The following is a 16,270-nucleotide window of genomic DNA, read 5'->3' on the forward strand; positions in this document are numbered from 1 at the left end:
TGCGCAGCCGCCGTGGCCCGGCGGCTGCGCAGTGCCTCGCCGGTGCTCGCCGAGCGCCTGGCGGCGGGGCGGCTGGCGGTCGTCGGCGGCGTCTACGAGCTCGGCAGCGGCCGCGTGGAGCTCTTCGAGGGGGTACCCCTCGAGGCCGCGGAGCGCTAGGCTGGCGCGCCGGTCAGCCCGCCGCCCCGGTGGGCTGGGGGCCATCCGCTGAGGAGAGGAGTGCCACTGTGCAAGCGGCGCATGAGTCGCGGCCGTGGCGGGGGCTGCGCTTCGAGCGCCTCGCCGCCGACGGGCCGGCGCGGCGGGGGCGGCTGCACCTGCCGCGGGGCTCGATCGAGACCCCGGCGTTCATGCCGGTGGGGACCCACGGCACCGTCAAGGGGGTCACGCCCGAGGAGCTCACCGGCCTCGGCGCCGAGATCGTGCTCGCCAACACCTTCCACCTGTGGCTGCGCCCGGGCACGGAGATCGTGCGCCTGCACGGCGACCTCCACGGCTTCATGCACTGGCCCGGCCCGATCCTCACCGACTCCGGCGGCTTCCAGGTCTACAGCCTGGGCAAGCTGCGCAAGGTCGCCGAGGAGGGCGTCTACTTCCGCTCGCCGAGCGACGGCGCCCGCGTCTTCATGGGGCCGGAGGAGTCGCTGGCGGTCCAGCGCGAGCTCGGCGCGGATATCGCCATGATCTTCGACGAGTGCCCGCCGTACCCGGCGGCGCACGCCGAGGCGCGGCGCTCCATGGAGCTGTCGCTGCGCTGGGCCGAGCGCAGCCGCGCCGCCCACGGCGACAATCCGGCGGCCCTGTTCGGGATCGTCCAGGGCGGCGTCTACGCCGACCTGCGCCGGGCGTCGCTGAGCGGGCTGACCGGCATCGGCTTTGACGGCTACGCCGTCGGCGGGCTGTCGGTGGGCGAGCCGCGCGCCGAGCGCGACGCCGTCCTCGAGGCGCTGGAGCCGCAGCTGCCGGCGGACCGGCCGCGCTACCTGATGGGGGTGGGCAAGCCCGAGGACCTCGTCGAGTGCGTCCGCCGCGGCATCGACCTCTTCGACTGCGTCATCCCCACCCGCAATGCCCGCAACGGCTTCCTGTTCACCTCCGAGGGGCTGATCCGGCTGCGCAACAGCCGCTACTGGCGCGATACGGCGCCCCTCGACCCGGCGTGCGACTGCTATACGTGCCGGCACTACTCCCGCGCCTACCTCAAGCACCTCGACCGCTGCGGCGAGATGCTCGGCGCGCGGCTGGCGACGATCCACAACCTGCGCTACTACCAGCGGCTGATGGCCGGCCTGCGTGCGGCAATCCGCGACGGCGCCCTGGCCGGCTTTGTCGACGATTTCTATGCGCGGCGGGGGCAAACAGCGCCCACACTGTGACATAATACGGCCCCTTGCGCCGTCCGGCCCCGCGGCCCGGCGCGACGAACAGACACGGCTTCGGAAGGGAGCGCGCCATGGCGACGGACTTTCTCATCTCCCCGGCCCACGCCCAGCAGGCGAGCCCCGCCGGCGGCGGCGACATGCTCTTCTCCCTGCTGTTCACCGCGCTGCTGGTGGCGGTGTTCTACTTCCTGCTCATCCGCCCCCAGCGCCAGCGCATGAAGGCCCACCAGCAGATGGTGCAGGGGCTCGGCGAGGGCGATGAGGTCGTCACCAACGGCGGCGTGCTCGGGCGCATCACCCGGCTCGACGAGCAGTTCGTGCACCTGGAGGTGGCCGACGGCGTCGAGTGGCAGATCAAGCGCGACATGGTCGGCGGCGTCATGCCGAAGGGCACCTACCAGGGTGGCGGTGCCAACGCCTGAGACACCCCTCTACGGAGACAACGGAGCGAGCCCTATGGACTTCTTCATCTCGAGCGCCTGGGCCCAGGCGCAGCAGCCCCAGCAGCCCAACGTCTGGTTCAGCGTCCTGCTGCTCGTCGGCATGGTCGCCCTGTTCTACTTCCTGCTCATCCGGCCGCAGACCAAGCGCGCCAAGGAGCACCGGGAGATGGTCGAGGGGCTGAGCCAGGGCGACGAGGTGGTGACCAATGGCGGCCTGCTCGGCCGGGTCACCGCCGTGGGCGACACCTTCGCCACCCTCGAGCTCGGCAGCGGCGTCCAGGTCCGGGTCCAGAAGAACGCCGTGGCCAACGTCATGCCCAAGGGCACCCTCAAGGAGCAGGAGAAGAAGGGGCAGTAGCCGTTGAATCGCTATCCCCTCTGGAAGTACCTACTCGTCGTCGCTGTCCTGGCCGTCGGCGCGGTCTACGCGCTGCCCAACCTCTTCGGTGAGGACCCCTCGGTGGTCGTCACCACCGACGACGGCGGCTACCCCGCCGAGTCGACGCGCTCCGAGGTCCTCGCCTTCCTTGAGGAGCGGGAGATCCCGCCGATGGCGGCCGAGCGCCGCGATCAGCGCTGGGTGCTGCGCTACGGCTCCACCGATCGGCAGATGCGCGCCTCGGACCTGGTCGACGGCAAGCTCGGCGCCGGGCACTCCGTGGCGATGACCCTCGTGCCCTCGACGCCCGAGTGGCTGCGCGCCCTCGGGGCCGAGCCGATGTTCCTCGGCCTCGACCTGCGCGGCGGCGTGCACTTCCTCATGGAGGTGGACGTCGAGGCCCTGATCGAGGACACCGTCGAGGGCTATCAGCAGGATATCCGCACCCTGCTGCGCCAGGAGCGGATCCGCTACACCGCGCTGGAGCTGGCCGACGGCGCCGCGGTCCGCGTCGCCTTCCGCACCCCCGAGGCGCGGGAGCAGGCGGCGGCTGCCATCGAGGAGGGCGTCGAGGGCGTCCAGCTGCGCACGGCGGAGGAGGGCGGCGAGCCGCTGCTCATCGCCGCCGTCGGCGAGCAGCAGCGCCGCGAGATGCGCGACCGCGCCGTCCAGCAGAACCTCACCACCCTGCGCAACCGCGTCAACGAGCTCGGCATCGCCGAGCCGGTGGTCCAGCGCCAGGGGGCGCGGCGGATCGTCATCCAGCTCCCCGGCATCCAGGACCCGGCCCGCGCCAAGGAGATCATCGGCACGACGGCGACGCTCGAGTTCCGCTTCGTCGACGAGAGCCACTTCCCGTACACCGGCGGCGCCGACGATCCGCCCCCGCCGGGCTCGGAGCTCTTCCCCCGGCGCGAGGGCGGCTACGTGCTGCTCGAGCGCGACCCGATCCTCAGCGGCGAGCGGATCACCGACGCCTCGGCGGCCATCGGGCAGCAGAGCGGGGCCCCCGAGGTCAGCGTCCGGCTCTCCGGCGCCGGCGGGCGGATCATGAACCGCGCCACGCGCGATCGCGTCGGCGACCACATGGCGGTGCTGTTCAGCGAGCAGGTCTCCGAGACGGAGCTCGTCGACGGCGAGCCCCAGCGGGTGACCCGCCAGGAGCAGGAGGTGATCTCGGTCGCCACGGTCCAGGAGGCCCTGGGCAGCAACTTCCGGATCACCGGGCTGAGCTCCCAGGAGGCCAGCGACCTGGCGCTGCTGCTGCGCTCCGGCTCGCTGGCGGCGCCGATCCGCATCGTCGAGGAGCGCACCATCGGGCCGAGCCTCGGCGCCGAGAACGTCCAGCGCGGCTTCTGGGCGGTGACCATCGGCTTCCTGCTGGTCATCGGCTTCATGGCGGCCTACTACCGCGTCTTCGGGGTGGTGGCGAACCTGGCGCTGCTCGCCAACCTGGTGATCATCGTCGCCATCCTCTCCATGCTCCAGGCGACGCTGACGCTGCCGGGCATCGCCGGCATCGTGCTCACCGTGGGCATGGCCGTCGACGCCAACGTACTGATCTTCCAGCGCATCCGCGAGGAGCTCAAGGCCGGCACGGCGTTCCAGACGGCCATCGACGCCGGCTACGCCAAGGCCCTCGGCACCATCGCCGACGCCAACATCACGACGCTGATCGCCGCGCTCGTGCTGTGGATCTTCGGCAGCGGCCCGGTCAAGGGCTTCGCCGTGACGCTGGCCATCGGCCTGGCGACCTCGATGTTCACCGCCATCATCGGCACCCGCGCGGCGATCAACCTGATCTACGGCGGACGCAAGCTCACGGAGCTCAAGATCTAAGCCATGGAGCTGTTCAAGAACGTCCCCAACATCGACTTCATGGGCCGGCGCCGCGTCGGCTTCGCCCTCTCGGCGGTGCTGCTGGTCCTCTCCCTCGGCTCGCTGCTCGTCCAGGGCCTCCACCTGGGGCTCGACTTCACCGGCGGCACCCTCGTGGAGACGGCCTACGAGGAGCCGGTGGAGGTCGCCGAGGTCAAGGCGGCCCTGCAGGGGTCGGCCTACGAGGACGCCGAGGTCCTGCACTTCGGCTCGAGCCGCGAGGTGCTGGTCCGCGTCCCGCCCCTGGACGGCGTCGAGCAGTCGACGGTCTCGCAGCAGATCCTCGAGCGGCTGCGCCAGGACCGGGCGGACGCCACCCTCCAGCGGGTGGAGTTCGTCGGCCCGGAGGTCGGCCGCGAGCTCACCCAGAAGGGGCTCCTGGCGCTGCTCTACGCCCTCGGCGGGGTGCTGCTCTACGTCGCCTTCCGCTTCGAGTACCGCTTCGCCCTCGGCGCGGTGGCGGCGCTGGTCCACGACATCCTGCTGATCCTCGGGTTCTTCTCGCTGATGCGGCTGCCCTTCGACCTGACCGTGCTCGCCGCGGTGCTGGCGACCATCGGCTACTCGCTCAACGACACCATCGTCGTCTCCGACCGGGTGCGCGAGAACTTCCTCAAGGTGCGCAAGGGCAGCACCGAGCACATCATGAACCTGGCGATCAACCAGAGCCTGTCGCGGACGCTGGTCACCTCGCTGACGACGCTGCTGGTCGTCGGCGCGCTGCTGCTCATCGGCGGCGAGACCCTGCGCGGCTTCTCGCTGGCGCTGCTCGTCGGCATCGTGGTGGGCACCTACTCCTCGATCTTCATCGCCAGCGCCAGCTCCCTGGCCCTGGGGGTGAGCAAGCAGGACCTGATGCCGCCCGAGAAGGAGGGCGCCGACCAGCCGGACCAGACCGGCATGCCCCCCAGCAGCCGCTCCTAGCCCCACCCCTCCGGGGCCGGCCCGAGCCGGGCCGGCCCCGGGGTTCCCTTCCCCCCTCCGCCGGAAGCCGCCGCACGCAGGACTGCCCTTGCGCGCCCGGTAGCGCTATGCTGGAGCCAGCGGCCTACCGCACCGAGCCCGTATAACCGCTAATCTTCAGGGGGTGGCTATGGCCCTTGGAAGGCCAAGGGCGGCCCCGCCGCAGGGGCTACGCTCCGGAAGCAGCGACTCCGGAACAACCACTCGTGATCCCGCGTCTAACCTTGATGAGGCGCCTCGCGCTACGGCGACTTCACTCCGAGACTCCGTGAGGGGGTGTTGCATATGGATACCGCTGAAGACCTGATCGCACGCTACGCACGCGGTTACGAGCGGCGCCAGGAGCAGAGCATGAGCCTGGCAGAGTACTTGGAGCTCTGCCGGGACGACCCCATGGCCTACGCCTCGCCGGCGGAGCGGCTCGTCGCCGCCATCGGCGAGCCGCAGGTGATCGATACCTCCAAGGACGAGCGCTTCGGCCGGATCTTCCTCAACCGGACGATCAAGATCTACCCGGCCTTCGAGGACTTCTACGGCATGGAGGAGACCATCGAGCGGCTGGTCGGCTTCCTGAACTACGCCGCCCAGGGGCTCGAGGAGCGCAAGCAGATCCTCTACCTGCTCGGCCCCGTCGGCGGCGGCAAGTCCTCGCTCGCCGAGCGGCTCAAGCAGCTCATGGAGCACTACCCGGTCTACGTGCTCAAGGCCGGCGACGAGATCAGCCCGGTCTTCGAGAGCCCGCTGGGGCTCTTCGACCCCGACCAGCACGGCCCGGAGCTCGAGGAGCGCTTCGGCATCCCGCGGCGCAAGCTCAGTGGCCTGCTCTCGCCCTGGGCGGTCAAGCGCCTCGACGAGCTCGGCGGCGACCTGCGCCGCTTCCAGGTGGTGCGCCTCTACCCGTCGAAGCTGCGCCAGGTGGCCGTCGCCAAGACCGAGCCCGGCGACGAGAACAACCAGGACATCTCCTCGCTCGTCGGCAAGGTCGATATCCGCAAGCTCGAGCTCTACAGCCAGAACGACACCGACGCCTACAGCTACTCCGGCGGGCTCAACCGCGCCAACCAGGGCATCCTCGAGTTCGTCGAGATGTTCAAAGCGCCGATCAAGATGCTCCACCCCCTGCTGACGGCCACGCAGGAGGGCAACTACGTCGGCTCGGAGAACATCGGCGCCATCCCCTTCCACGGGCTGGTCATGGCCCACTCCAACGAGTCGGAGTGGCAGAGCTTCCGCAACAACAAGAACAACGAGGCCTTCCTCGACCGGATCTCCGTGATCAAGGTCCCGTACTGCCTGCGCGTGACCGAGGAGAAGCAGATCTACGACAAGCTCATCCGCGAGAGCGAGCTCGCCGACGCCCCCTGCGCGCCGTGGACGCTGGAGATCATGGCCCGCTTCTCGGTGCTCACCCGCCTCAAGGAGCACGAGAACTCCAGCCTCTACTCGAAGATGCGCATCTACGACGGCGAGAGCCTCAAGGAGACCGACCCCAAGGCCAAGTCGATGCAGGAGTACCGCGACCAGGCCGGGGTCAACGAGGGCATGGACGGGATCTCGACGCGCTTCGCCTTCAAGGTCCTCTCGCAGACCTTCAACTACGAGACCGAGGAGGTCGCCGCCGACCCGGTCCACCTGCTCTACCTGCTCGAGCAGAACATCAAGCGCGAGCAGTTCCCGGAGGAGACCGAGCGCAAGTACCTGGAGATCATCAAGACCGAGCTCGCCCCGCGGTACGCCGAGTTCATCGGCAACGAGATCCAGAAGGCCTACCTCGAGTCCTACGAGGACTTCGGGCAGAACCTCTTCGAGCGCTACGTCGCCTACGCCGACGCCTGGATCGAGGACCAGGACTTCAAGGATCCGGACACCGGGCAGCTCATGGACCGCCAGGCGCTGAACCAGGAGCTGACCAAGATCGAGAAGCCGGCGGGGATCGCCAACCCCAAGGACTTCCGCAACGAGGTGGTCAAGTTCGCCCTGCGCGCCAAGGCGCAGCAGGGTGGGGTCATGCCGAGCTGGACCGCCTACGAGAAGGTCCGCGAGGTCATCGAGAAGCGGATGTTCAGCCAGGTCGAGGACCTGATGCCGGTGATCAGCTTCACGGCCAAGAGCGACTCGGAGACCGAGCGCAAGCACACGGAGTTCGTCCGCCGCATGATCGAGCGCGGCTACACCGAGCGCCAGGTCCGCCGCCTGGTGGAGTGGTACATGCGCGTCAAGCAAGCCGGCTGATCCGGCGGAGGTGAGCTGCCCTTGGTGAATATCATCGATCGGCGCCGCAACCCGAAGGGCAAGAGCCTGGCGAACCGCCAGCGCTTCTTGCGCCGGGCCAAGCGCCAGGTGCTCGACGCGGTCAACGAGGCCTCGAGCAAGCGCAAGGTGGCCGACGTGGCGGGGGGTGAGCAGATCACCATCCCCACCGACGGCCTCCACGAGCCGACCTTCCGCAAGTCCGCCGACAGCGGCGTGCGCGAGCACGTCCTGCCGGGCAACAAGGAGTACGTCGTCGGCGACACCATCCCGCGGCCCGAGGAAGGCAGCGGCGGGGGGAGCCGGGAGGGCAGCCCGTCGGGGGAGGGCGAGGACGAGTTCACCTTCGCCCTCAGCCGCGACGAGTTCCTCGACCTCTTCTTCGAGGGGCTGGAGCTGCCGGACCTGGTCAAGCGCCAGGTCAAGCGCTCCGACCAGTACACCCTGCAGCGGGCCGGCTTCTCGGTCAGCGGCTCGCCGTCGAGCCTCAATGTCGAGCGCACCATGCGCAACTCCCTGTCGCGGCGGATCGCCCTGCAGCGGCCCAAGGGCGAGGAGCTCCGCGAGCTCGACGAGGAGATCGACCGGCTCGAGCGTAGCGGCGCCGAGCCCGAGCGGCTGCGCGAGCTCATCGAGCTGCGCCGGAGCAAGCGGGAGCGGACCCGCTCGATCCCCTACATCGACCCGGTGGATATCCGCCACAACCGCTACGAGCAGGTCCGCCAGCCGGCCTCCCAGGCGGTCATGTTCTGCCTGATGGACGTCTCCGGCTCCATGACCGAGGAGATGAAGGACCTCGCCAAGCGCTTCTTCATGCTCCTCTACCTCTTCCTCGAGCGGCGCTACCGCTACGTCGACCTCGTCTTCATCCGCCACACCCACATCGCCCAGGAGGTCGACGAGGACACCTTCTTCTACTCCCGGGAAACCGGCGGGACCCTGGTCTCGCCGGCGCTGGAGATGATGCGGGAGATCGTCGAGGCGCGCTATCCCGTCGGGGACTGGAACATCTACGGGGCGCAGGCCTCCGACGGCGACAACACCCCGGCGGATAACCCCGCCACCACGCGGCTGATGCAGCGCTCGATCCTGCCGCTGTGCCAGTACTTCGCCTACATCGAGGTGGGCTCGGGGCAGGCCGTGCACCTGACCTCGGACCTGTGGCGCGCCTACGAGCGCCTCGCCGAGGGGGAGTCTCCCCTCGCCATGCGCCGGGTCCGGACCCGGAGCGATATCTTCCCGGTCTTCCGGGACCTCTTCACGCCCGCCGAGCTCAAGGCATGAGGCCAGGCCTATGACGGAACCAGCGACCGAGACCCGGGCGCCCACGGGGCAGCCGCTCTTCACCGGCTCCGACTGGGGCTACCGGGACGTCATGCGCGTCTACGACGCCGTCGCCGAGATCGCCCACGGCGAGCTCGGCCTCGATACCTACCCGAACCAGATCGAGGTCATCGACTCCGAGCAGATGCTCGACGCCTACGCCTCCATGGGCCTGCCGCTGTTCTACCGGCACTGGTCCTTCGGCAAGCACTTCGCCCACGACGAGATGCTCTACCGCAAGGGCTACACCGGGCTCGCCTACGAGATCGTCATCAACTCCAAGCCGTGTATCTCCTACATCATGGAGGAGAACACGCTGACCATGCAGACGCTGGTCCTGGCCCACGCGGCCTTCGGCCACAACCACTTCTTCAAGAACAACCGCCTCTTCCGGGAGTGGACCGACGCCGACGGCATCCTCGACTACCTCGACTTCGCCAAGGGCTTCGTCACCGAGTGCGAGGAGCACTACGGCGTGCAGGCCGTCGAGCGCGTCCTCGACGCCGCCCACGCCCTGATGACCCAGGGCGTGCACCGCTACCCCAAGCCGCGCTCGCGCAGCCTGCGCGAGGAGCGCGACCGGGAGATCGAGCGCATCCGCTACGAGGAGCAGACCTACAACGACCTCTGGCGCACGGTCCCCGGGGATCCCGAAGACCCCCTCGGCGACGAGGACGACCCGGTGGCGGCGCGCCGCCAGCGCCTCGGCCTGCCCGAGGAGAACCTCCTCTACTTCCTCGAGAAGCGCGCCCCGCGCCTGGAGCACTGGCAGCGGGAGCTGCTGCGCATCGTGCGCAACATCGCGCAGTACTTCTACCCGCAGAAGCAGACCAAGGTCATGAACGAGGGGTGCGCCACCGCGGTCCACTACTACGTCATGAACCGGCTCCACGAGCGCGGGCAGCTCACCGACGGCGCCTTCCTCGAGTGCCTGCACAACCACACCAACGTCGTCTTCCAGCCCGGCTTCGACGACCGGCGCTTCTCCAGCATCAACCCCTACGCCCTCGGCTTCGCCATCCTCCAGGACCTCCAGCGCATGGCCACCGAGCCCACCGAGGAGGACCGGCGCTGGTTCCCGGGGATCGCCGGCAGCGGCGACTGGGTCGGGCTCTGGCACGAGGCGTGGCGGGAGTTCCGCGACGAGAGCTTCATCCTCCAGTTCCTCAGCCCCAAGGTCATCCGCGACTTCAGGCTCTTCCGCCTCCACGACGAGGCGGCGTCGCCGGAGCTGGTGGTCGACGCCATCCACGACGAGGCCGGCTACCGCGACATCCGCCGCTCCCTGGCCCAGCGCCACGACATCGCGCACCTCGAGCCCGATATCCAGGTGGTCGACGTCGACCTCACCGGCGACCGCAAGCTCATCCTCGAGCACCGGATCACCGACGGCGTGACCCTGGAGCGCAGCGACGCCTTCGCCGTGCTCCGCCACCTGGCGAACCTGTGGGGGTACGGCGTCAAGCTCTACGAGGTGAATCCGGTCACGGAGCGGGCCGTCAACGAGTACCCGGAGGTCGACCCGGCCTCGCCGGTGGCCTGATGCCGCGAGCGGGATTGGGGCGCGCCCCGGGCGGTGGTATGCTGATCTCGGTTTGCCACGCTCAGGAGGCCCTCTTATGCGTCGAGCCCTCACCACGACCGCAGCGGCCGGGCTGCTGCTCAGCACCGGCGCCGCCCACGCCACCGGCGGGATCCTCGGCCTCTCCGGCGGGGTCAACCTCTGGTCCCACGACCCCGACGGCACCCAGAAGTTTGACGGGAGCACCTTCGACGTGGAGGACGACCTCGGCCTCGACGGCGACGAGGACCTCAACGCCTGGCTCGAGTGGGACCACCCCGTGCCGGTGATCCCCAGCATCCGCGTCGAGCGGACCGGGCTCGAGGAGCAGGGCAGCGGCACCCTCAACTTCGACTACGGCGATATCAGCGCTAGCACCTCGGTCGACAGCGTCGTCGAGCTCGACCAGACGGACATCACCCTCTTCTGGTCGCCGCTGCCGCTGCCGTACCTCGACGTCGATATCGGCCTTACCGGCAAGGTCATCGACGGGCGGATCCTCGTCGAGAGCAACGCGCAGAAGGAGGAGCTGAACTTCTCCGGGCCGCTGCCGATGGCCTACGGCCGGCTGGGGCTGGACATCCCCACGACCCGCTTCAAGATCGAGGCCTCGACCAAGATCCTCAGCTACGACGGCCACTCCATCACCGACACCCAGGCCCACCTGGCCTACAAGTGGTGGTACGCCGGCGCCATGATCGGCTACCGCGACATGGCGGTGGAGCTCGACGACTTCGACGACGTCACCATCGACGTCTCCTTCAGCGGCCCCTACGCCGGCGCCTTCCTGCGCTTCTAGTCCGGCGGCGCGGTGGCGGCGCGGCGGCCGGCCTCGGTCAGGCACCACAGCTGCTGGCCCGGGCCGCCCCCGCCGCCGGCGCACGCCGAGCCGACGGGGCACTCGTGGCACGCCGCCGGCCGGCACGCCGCGGAGGATGCCGTGATCCCCTCCACATAGCCGGCGGCGCTGAGGCGCTCGAGCACGGTCTCGAGCATCTGCGGCGAGATCGCCAGCCGCCGCGCCAGCCGCCGCCGGTCGACGGCGCCGCCGGCGGCGCTGAGCTCGGCGAGCACCTGGCGGATCACGCCCCGCCCCCCAGCCCGAGGAGCAGGGCGCCCTGGTAGACGGCGATCCCGCTGAGCACGGAGACCCCGAGGAGCAGGGCGACGCTCACCGCCGGCCAGCGCCAGCCGCCGGTCTCCTGGCGGATGGCGGCGACCGTGGCCATGCACGGGATGAAGAGCATCGTCACGGCGAGGAAGGCCAGCCCGGAGGCCGGGTCGACGACGCTCGGCAGCGTCGCCGCCAGCCCCTGCGCCTCCTCGCCGAGCCCGTAGAGGATGCCGAGCGTCGAGATCGCCACCTCCTTGGCGACGAAGCTCGACAGCAGCGCGGCGATCAGCCGCCAGTCGAGGCCCATCAGGTCGCCGAGCGGGGCCAGCCCGTGGCCGAGCTGCGCCAGGGCGCTGTTCTCGATCCCCGGCCCGGGGAAGGCGGAGAGGGCCCAGATGGCGGCGGCGGCGACCACGATGACCGTGCCGGCCTTGCGCACGAACTCCTTGAGGTGGGCGTAGACGTGGTACATCGTCGTGCGCAGGTGCGGGCGCTGGTAGAGGGGCAGCTCCATGAGGAAGGCGCTGCTCTCGCCGCGGAAGGCGGTCCGGTGCAGGAGCAGCCCCAGCCCGCCGAGCACCGCGAGGTTGAGCCCGATCAGCCCGAGGGTGACGGGCAGCGCCCAGTCGCCGAAGAAGATCGGGGCGAGCACCGCCAGCACCGCCAGCCGGGCGGAGCAGGGCACGAGCGGGGCGAGGAGGATGGTCAGCAGCCGCTCGCGCCGTGACTCGATGATCCGCGTGCCGACCACCGAGACGACGTTGCAGCCGAGCCCCAGGGTCAGCGGCAGGGCGCTCTTGCCGTGCAGGCCCACGGCGTGCATGAACCGGTCGAGGAGGAGGGCGACCCGGGCGAGGTAGCCGCTGTCCTCGAGCAGGCCCATGAGCGTGAAGAAGATCGCGAGGATGGGCAGGAAGGTGAGCACCGTCCCCACCCCGGTGATCAGCCCGTCGACGACCAGCCCCGAGAGCCAGCCCGGCGCCGGGGCGAGCAGCGCCTCGACCCCTGCGGCCGCCGGCTGGACGACGGTAGCGTCGAGCCAGCCCTGCAGGGGCAGGGCGATCTGGAAGGTCAGGCCCAGGACCCCGGCGAGGAGGGCGAGGAGCAGCGCCGGGCCGCCGACGCTGTGGGTCGCCACGCGGTCGAGCCGGTCGGTCCACGAGGCCTGCCCCGCCCGGGGGCGCTCGACGGCCGCCTGCACCACCGACTGGACCCAGTCGCAGCGGGCGCCGAGGATATCGAGCACCGCCTCCTCGTGGTGGTGGAGCTCGTGGTCGAGCGCCTCCCACTCCGCCGGCGAGAGCCACTCCTCGGCCCAGTCGCGCACCTGCGGGTCCCCCTCGAGGAGCTTCTGGGCGAGCCAGCGCGGGTCGTAGGGGGCGGGGGCGGCCGGCCGGATCCGCTCGGCGATGCGCTCCAGGGCCGCGGCGCTGCGCGCGCGCACCTGCGGCGGGCTCGGCTGGCAGCGCTGCGGCTCGCGCCGGAGCGCCTCGACGCTGGCGAGCAGCTCCGTGATACCGGTGGCGTCGCGGGCGATCAGGGTGACCACGGGCAGGCCGAGGGCCTGGGCCAGCGCCTGCGGATCCACGTGGATGCCGTGGCGCCGGGCGACGTCCATGCGGTTGAGGCCGACGACCACGCGCTTGTGGAGTGCTAGCACCTCGCTGAGCAGGTAGAGGCTGCGCTCGAGGGCGACGGCGTCGGCGAGGAAGACGACGACCTCCGGCTGCTGGTGCTGGAGGTAGTCGCGGACGATCCGCTCCTCCTCGGAGCCGGCCGTGAGGCTGTAGGTCCCGGGCAGGTCGACGAGCCGCTGCTGCCGGCCCTCGAGCTCGATCCACCCCTCCTTGCGCCCGACGGTCTTCCCCGGCCAGTTGCCGATGTGCTGGCGGAGCCCGGTGAGGGTGTTGAAGACCGTGCTCTTGCCGACGTTGGGCTGGCCGAGCAGGGCGATCTCGGCGGTGGCCGGCTCCTCGGCCGCGCCGGAGCGGGCGGGCTCGCTTACTGCCATCGCCCCTCCTCGGTCAGCGGCTCCCCGAGCGGCGCGGTCCGGACCTTGTGCGCCTGGCCGCGGCCGACGGCGACCCGGGTGTTGTGGATCTGGATCAGGATCGGCCCGCGCCGGGGGTTGCGGAGGATCTGCAGGCAGGTGCCCGGCACCAGGCCGAGCGCGGAGAGGCGGTCGAGGATCCCGTAGCCGCCGTCGATGCCCTGGACCACGGCCTGCGTCCCGGGGCGGAGCTCGTGGAGCGGGTGGCTCGCGGCGCCCCCCGGACTGGCTTCTGACCCCTCATCTTCGATAGCGTAGTGCTCTCCCGCAGCCGGGGGTGTTGTCCACTGCAGTCTCTTCATGGCCGCCTCCACCTTCTATCGATGTCCTCTATGCGTGCCATCGATGGTATCGATGCACGTCAAGCGATTTCTACTACATATGAGAATGAGTTGCAATTGCAGAAAGTGACGCACCCCGCCCAGGAACCATCCTGAGCGGGGCGCTGTCTCTGCGTCGTACGACCTCGAATTCGGTCCGCGACTGACTGCCTGAGCACTTCACATAAGGAGAGAGACTATGTTCCGCCGACTCACCGCCTCCGTGCTGGCCCTGCTCCTCGCCACGGCCACGACGGCCCAGGCGCAGACCGGCTCCACGGCCGGCGAGCCCGGCCAGGGCGCCCAGGGCAATGCGCCCCAGATGCAGGCCCAGCAGCGGATGCAGAAGCTGCAGCAGAAGCTGACCCAGATGCAGCGCCAGACCCTGGAGAACAACCCCAAGCTCCAGGAGCGCGCCGAGAAGCTCGACAACCAGCTCATCAGCAAGATGGAGGACCTCGGCTACAAGAACGTGGACGAGAAGATCGAGCGCCTCGAGAAGACGATGAGCAAGCTCAAGAGCGGCGAGCTCTCGGGCGAGGAGGCCCAGCAGCGGCTCAAGAAGGACCGCAAGCTCCAGCAGGAGATCCAGAAGGCCCAGCGGGAGGCGATGCAGGACAAGGAGTTCGTCAAGGGCTGGGAGAAGGAGCGCCGCCAGCTCCAGCAGGACCTGGTCAGCACGATGAAGGAGGACCACCCGAAGGCCGAGGAGATGATGCAGGAGATGCGCAGCCTCCAGGCCGAGATGCGCCAGAAGATGCGCCAGCGGATGGGCAGCGGCTCCGGCCAGGGCGGCGGCCAGCAGCAGGCCGGCGGCCAGGGCCAGTAAGGCACCTCGACGATGGCCGGGGGGCCGGGCGGCCCGCTGCTGGCCGCCCGGCCGCCCGCCCCGGACGCCGGAGAGGCGCCGTTTGCTAGGCTTGAGCGTAAAGGGCGCTGCGTGCTGTGGAGCGTGTGCTCAGGCCACCGACACCGTGAGGGAGAGTAGAGCGATGACCCGTACAGCGATGGCCGTGTTGGCCGCACTGGCGCTGGTGGCAGCGCCGCTGCAAGCGCAGGCCCAGCAGCAGGAGGAGGCGGGGCAGGAGCCGGAGCGCATGGAGGCGCAGCAGCGGCTCCAGGAGGTGCAGCGCAAGCTCGGCGAGATCCAGCAGGAGACCTTCGAGTCGAGCGAGGAGCTGCAGGAGCGCCAGCAGCGCCTCGAGGACCGGGCCATGGCGAAGATGGAGGATCTCGGCTACGACCCCGAGAGCCACTATCAGCGCATGGAGGAGATCTACGACCGCTTCGAGTCGGGCGATGTCTCCGAGCAGGAGCAGCAGGAGCTCGCCGAGGAGTTCCAGGACGCCCAGATGAAGCTGCAGCAGGCCCAGCAGGAGGCCATGCAGGACGAGCAGTTCCGCAAGCGCATGGAGAAGGACATGCGCGCCTTCCAGGAGAGGCTGCTCCAGGCCATGCAGGAGCAGCACCCGGAGACGCAGCAGCTGATGGAGGAGCTCAAGCGCCTCCAGAGCAAGGTCCAGCAGGGCGGCGGCTCGATGCCCGGCGGCGGCGCGAGCGACTAGGCGCCCCGGCGGCCCGCGGGCGGCCGCGACACGAGGAGGCGAGGCCATGGGGGTCTTGGTCGAGGGCGAGTGGGTCGAGGACGGCTACCGGCGCGATGAGCAGGGGCGGTTCCAGCGGGACGAGAGCCGCTTCCACGGCTGGATCGGCCCCGAGGGGCGCTTCCCGCCGGAGGCGGGGCGCTACCACCTCTACGTCTCCCTCGCCTGCCCGTGGGCCCACCGGGTCCTCATCATGCGCCGGCTCAAGGGCCTCGAGCCGGTCATCTCGGTCTCCGTGGCCCACCCGGTGATGGGCGAGGGCGGCTGGGCGTTCCGCGGCGGCTTCCCCGGCGCGACGACGGACCCCATCCTCGGCGCCGAGCACCTCCACCAGGTCTACACCGCCGCCGATCCCCAGGCGAGCGGCCGCGTGACGGTGCCGGCGCTCTGGGACTGCAAGGAGCGGACCCTCGTCAACAACGAGTCCCGCGAGCTGCTGCGGATGCTCGACCACGCCTTCGACGGGCTCGCCACCTACGAGGTGGACCTCGCCCCGGAGTCGCTGCGCGAGCAGGTCGACGCCACCATCGACGCCCTCTACGAGCCGGTCAACAACGGCGTCTACCGCTGCGGCTTCGCGGGCACGCAGCAGGCCTACGAGGAGGCCGCCGACGCCCTCTACGCCGCCCTCGACCACTGGGACCGGATCCTCGGCGGGCGCCGCTACCTCTGCGGCGAGCGCCTCACCGAGGCCGATATCTGCCTCTATACCACCCTGATCCGCTTCGACGCCGTCTACGCCATCCACTTCAAGTGCTCGCAGCGCGCCGTCCGCGAGTACCCCAACCTCATGGCCTACCTCCGCGAGCTCTACCAGATGCCCGCCTTCCGCGGGACGACGGACTTCGAGCACATCCGCCACCACTACTACCGCAGCCACCCCTCCCTGAACCCGCAGGGGATCATCGCGCGCATGCCGGAGCTCGGCCTCGAGCAGCCGCCGCGCCGGCGGTGCGGGCGGCGGCTGCTCGAGGCCGAGCTCCGGCATGCGCGCGATGATCCC

Annotated in this window: 15 protein-coding genes; 12 read left to right on the plus strand and 3 right to left on the minus strand. The window is 70.1% G+C overall.

The window, feature by feature from the left end; translation table 11 throughout:
• The first annotated feature begins 263 nt into the window (after window positions 1–263).
• The 9 genes from tgt (at window position 264) to CKO13_RS05225 (ending at window position 10,978) form a co-directional block, all read left to right on the plus strand.
• Window positions 264–1,376 (plus strand): tRNA guanosine(34) transglycosylase Tgt, encoded by a 1,113-nt coding sequence (gene tgt / locus CKO13_RS05185; protein WP_200257572.1) that lies wholly within the window; start codon window positions 264–266, stop codon window positions 1,374–1,376.
• Between the two features lie 77 nt (window positions 1,377–1,453).
• Window positions 1,454–1,804: a preprotein translocase subunit YajC gene (gene yajC / locus CKO13_RS05190; RefSeq protein WP_200257544.1), complete on the plus strand. Its 351-nt coding sequence runs from the start codon at window positions 1,454–1,456 to the stop codon at window positions 1,802–1,804.
• A 34-nt stretch (window positions 1,805–1,838) separates the two neighbouring features.
• On the plus strand, window positions 1,839–2,183 hold the full coding sequence (gene yajC / locus CKO13_RS05195; protein WP_200257546.1) for a preprotein translocase subunit YajC: 345 nt from the start codon (window positions 1,839–1,841) through the stop codon (window positions 2,181–2,183).
• Between the two features lie 3 nt (window positions 2,184–2,186).
• Window positions 2,187–4,043 carry a protein translocase subunit SecD gene (secD, locus tag CKO13_RS05200; RefSeq protein ID WP_200257548.1) on the plus strand — a complete coding sequence of 619 codons (1,857 nt, stop codon included), beginning with the start codon at window positions 2,187–2,189 and terminating at the stop codon, window positions 4,041–4,043.
• 3 nt (window positions 4,044–4,046) lie between these two features.
• Window positions 4,047–5,006 carry a protein translocase subunit SecF gene (gene secF, locus CKO13_RS05205; RefSeq protein ID WP_200257550.1) on the plus strand — a complete coding sequence of 320 codons (960 nt, stop codon included), beginning with the start codon at window positions 4,047–4,049 and terminating at the stop codon, window positions 5,004–5,006.
• A 324-nt stretch (window positions 5,007–5,330) separates the two neighbouring features.
• Window positions 5,331–7,277, plus strand: a complete 1,947-nt coding sequence (locus CKO13_RS05210; protein WP_200257552.1) for a PrkA family serine protein kinase — start codon at window positions 5,331–5,333, stop codon at window positions 7,275–7,277.
• 21 nt (window positions 7,278–7,298) lie between these two features.
• Window positions 7,299–8,579 carry a YeaH/YhbH family protein gene (locus CKO13_RS05215; RefSeq protein ID WP_200257554.1) on the plus strand — a complete coding sequence of 427 codons (1,281 nt, stop codon included), beginning with the start codon at window positions 7,299–7,301 and terminating at the stop codon, window positions 8,577–8,579.
• A 10-nt stretch (window positions 8,580–8,589) separates the two neighbouring features.
• On the plus strand, window positions 8,590–10,161 hold the full coding sequence (locus CKO13_RS05220) for a SpoVR family protein (protein WP_200257556.1): 1,572 nt from the start codon (window positions 8,590–8,592) through the stop codon (window positions 10,159–10,161).
• A gap of 76 nt (window positions 10,162–10,237) precedes the next feature.
• Complete coding sequence (locus CKO13_RS05225) at window positions 10,238–10,978, plus strand: TIGR04219 family outer membrane beta-barrel protein (protein WP_200257558.1); 741 nt, start codon at window positions 10,238–10,240, stop codon at window positions 10,976–10,978.
• Here the strand turns inward: CKO13_RS05225 and CKO13_RS05230 are convergent.
• The 3 genes from CKO13_RS05230 to CKO13_RS05240 are packed head-to-tail and all read right to left on the minus strand — an operon-like array spanning window position 10,975 to window position 13,645.
• Entirely contained in the window at window positions 10,975–11,265 is a 291-nt protein-coding gene (locus CKO13_RS05230; protein WP_200257560.1) for a FeoC-like transcriptional regulator, read from the minus strand. The genes CKO13_RS05225 and CKO13_RS05230 overlap by 4 nt on opposite strands.
• A complete protein-coding gene (feoB, locus tag CKO13_RS05235; RefSeq protein ID WP_200257562.1) occupies window positions 11,262–13,304 on the minus strand; it encodes a ferrous iron transport protein B in 2,043 nt (680 codons plus the stop codon). The genes CKO13_RS05230 and feoB overlap by 4 nt, the downstream gene beginning before the upstream one ends.
• Entirely contained in the window at window positions 13,295–13,645 is a 351-nt protein-coding gene (locus CKO13_RS05240) for a FeoA family protein (protein ID WP_200257563.1), read from the minus strand. The genes feoB and CKO13_RS05240 overlap by 10 nt, the downstream gene beginning before the upstream one ends.
• A 217-nt stretch (window positions 13,646–13,862) precedes the next feature.
• Here CKO13_RS05240 and CKO13_RS05245 point away from each other — a divergent pair, with 217 nt between their 5' ends.
• The 3 genes from CKO13_RS05245 to CKO13_RS05255 form a co-directional block, all read left to right on the plus strand.
• Window positions 13,863–14,492: a hypothetical protein gene (locus CKO13_RS05245; protein WP_200257565.1), complete on the plus strand. Its 630-nt coding sequence runs from the start codon at window positions 13,863–13,865 to the stop codon at window positions 14,490–14,492.
• A gap of 163 nt (window positions 14,493–14,655) precedes the next feature.
• Window positions 14,656–15,228 carry a hypothetical protein gene (locus CKO13_RS05250; protein WP_200257568.1) on the plus strand — a complete coding sequence of 191 codons (573 nt, stop codon included), beginning with the start codon at window positions 14,656–14,658 and terminating at the stop codon, window positions 15,226–15,228.
• A 46-nt stretch (window positions 15,229–15,274) separates the two neighbouring features.
• On the plus strand, window positions 15,275–16,270 hold a 996-nt coding region (locus CKO13_RS05255), incomplete at its 3' end, for a glutathione S-transferase family protein (RefSeq protein ID WP_200257570.1).

The organism is Halorhodospira neutriphila (assembly GCF_016584055.1).
Classification (GTDB): domain Bacteria; phylum Pseudomonadota; class Gammaproteobacteria; order Nitrococcales; family Halorhodospiraceae; genus Halorhodospira; species Halorhodospira neutriphila.

What these genes read in the sequence shown, in the direction of transcription:
- yajC (WP_200257544.1), top strand. Translation starts at nt 1,454, where the DNA reads ATGGCGACGGACTTTCTCATCTCCCCGGCCCACGCCCAGCAGGCGAGC.
- yajC (WP_200257546.1), top strand. Translation starts at nt 1,839, where the DNA reads ATGGACTTCTTCATCTCGAGCGCCTGGGCCCAGGCGCAGCAGCCCCAG.
- secF (WP_200257550.1), top strand. Translation starts at nt 4,047, where the DNA reads ATGGAGCTGTTCAAGAACGTCCCCAACATCGACTTCATGGGCCGGCGC.
- CKO13_RS05210 (WP_200257552.1), top strand. Translation starts at nt 5,331, where the DNA reads ATGGATACCGCTGAAGACCTGATCGCACGCTACGCACGCGGTTACGAG.
- CKO13_RS05220 (WP_200257556.1), top strand. Translation starts at nt 8,590, where the DNA reads ATGACGGAACCAGCGACCGAGACCCGGGCGCCCACGGGGCAGCCGCTC.
- CKO13_RS05225 (WP_200257558.1), top strand. Translation starts at nt 10,238, where the DNA reads ATGCGTCGAGCCCTCACCACGACCGCAGCGGCCGGGCTGCTGCTCAGC.
- feoB (WP_200257562.1), bottom strand. Translation starts at nt 13,304, where the DNA reads ATGGCAGTAAGCGAGCCCGCCCGCTCCGGCGCGGCCGAGGAGCCGGCC.
- CKO13_RS05240 (WP_200257563.1), bottom strand. Translation starts at nt 13,645, where the DNA reads ATGAAGAGACTGCAGTGGACAACACCCCCGGCTGCGGGAGAGCACTAC.
- CKO13_RS05245 (WP_200257565.1), top strand. Translation starts at nt 13,863, where the DNA reads ATGTTCCGCCGACTCACCGCCTCCGTGCTGGCCCTGCTCCTCGCCACG.
- CKO13_RS05250 (WP_200257568.1), top strand. Translation starts at nt 14,656, where the DNA reads ATGACCCGTACAGCGATGGCCGTGTTGGCCGCACTGGCGCTGGTGGCA.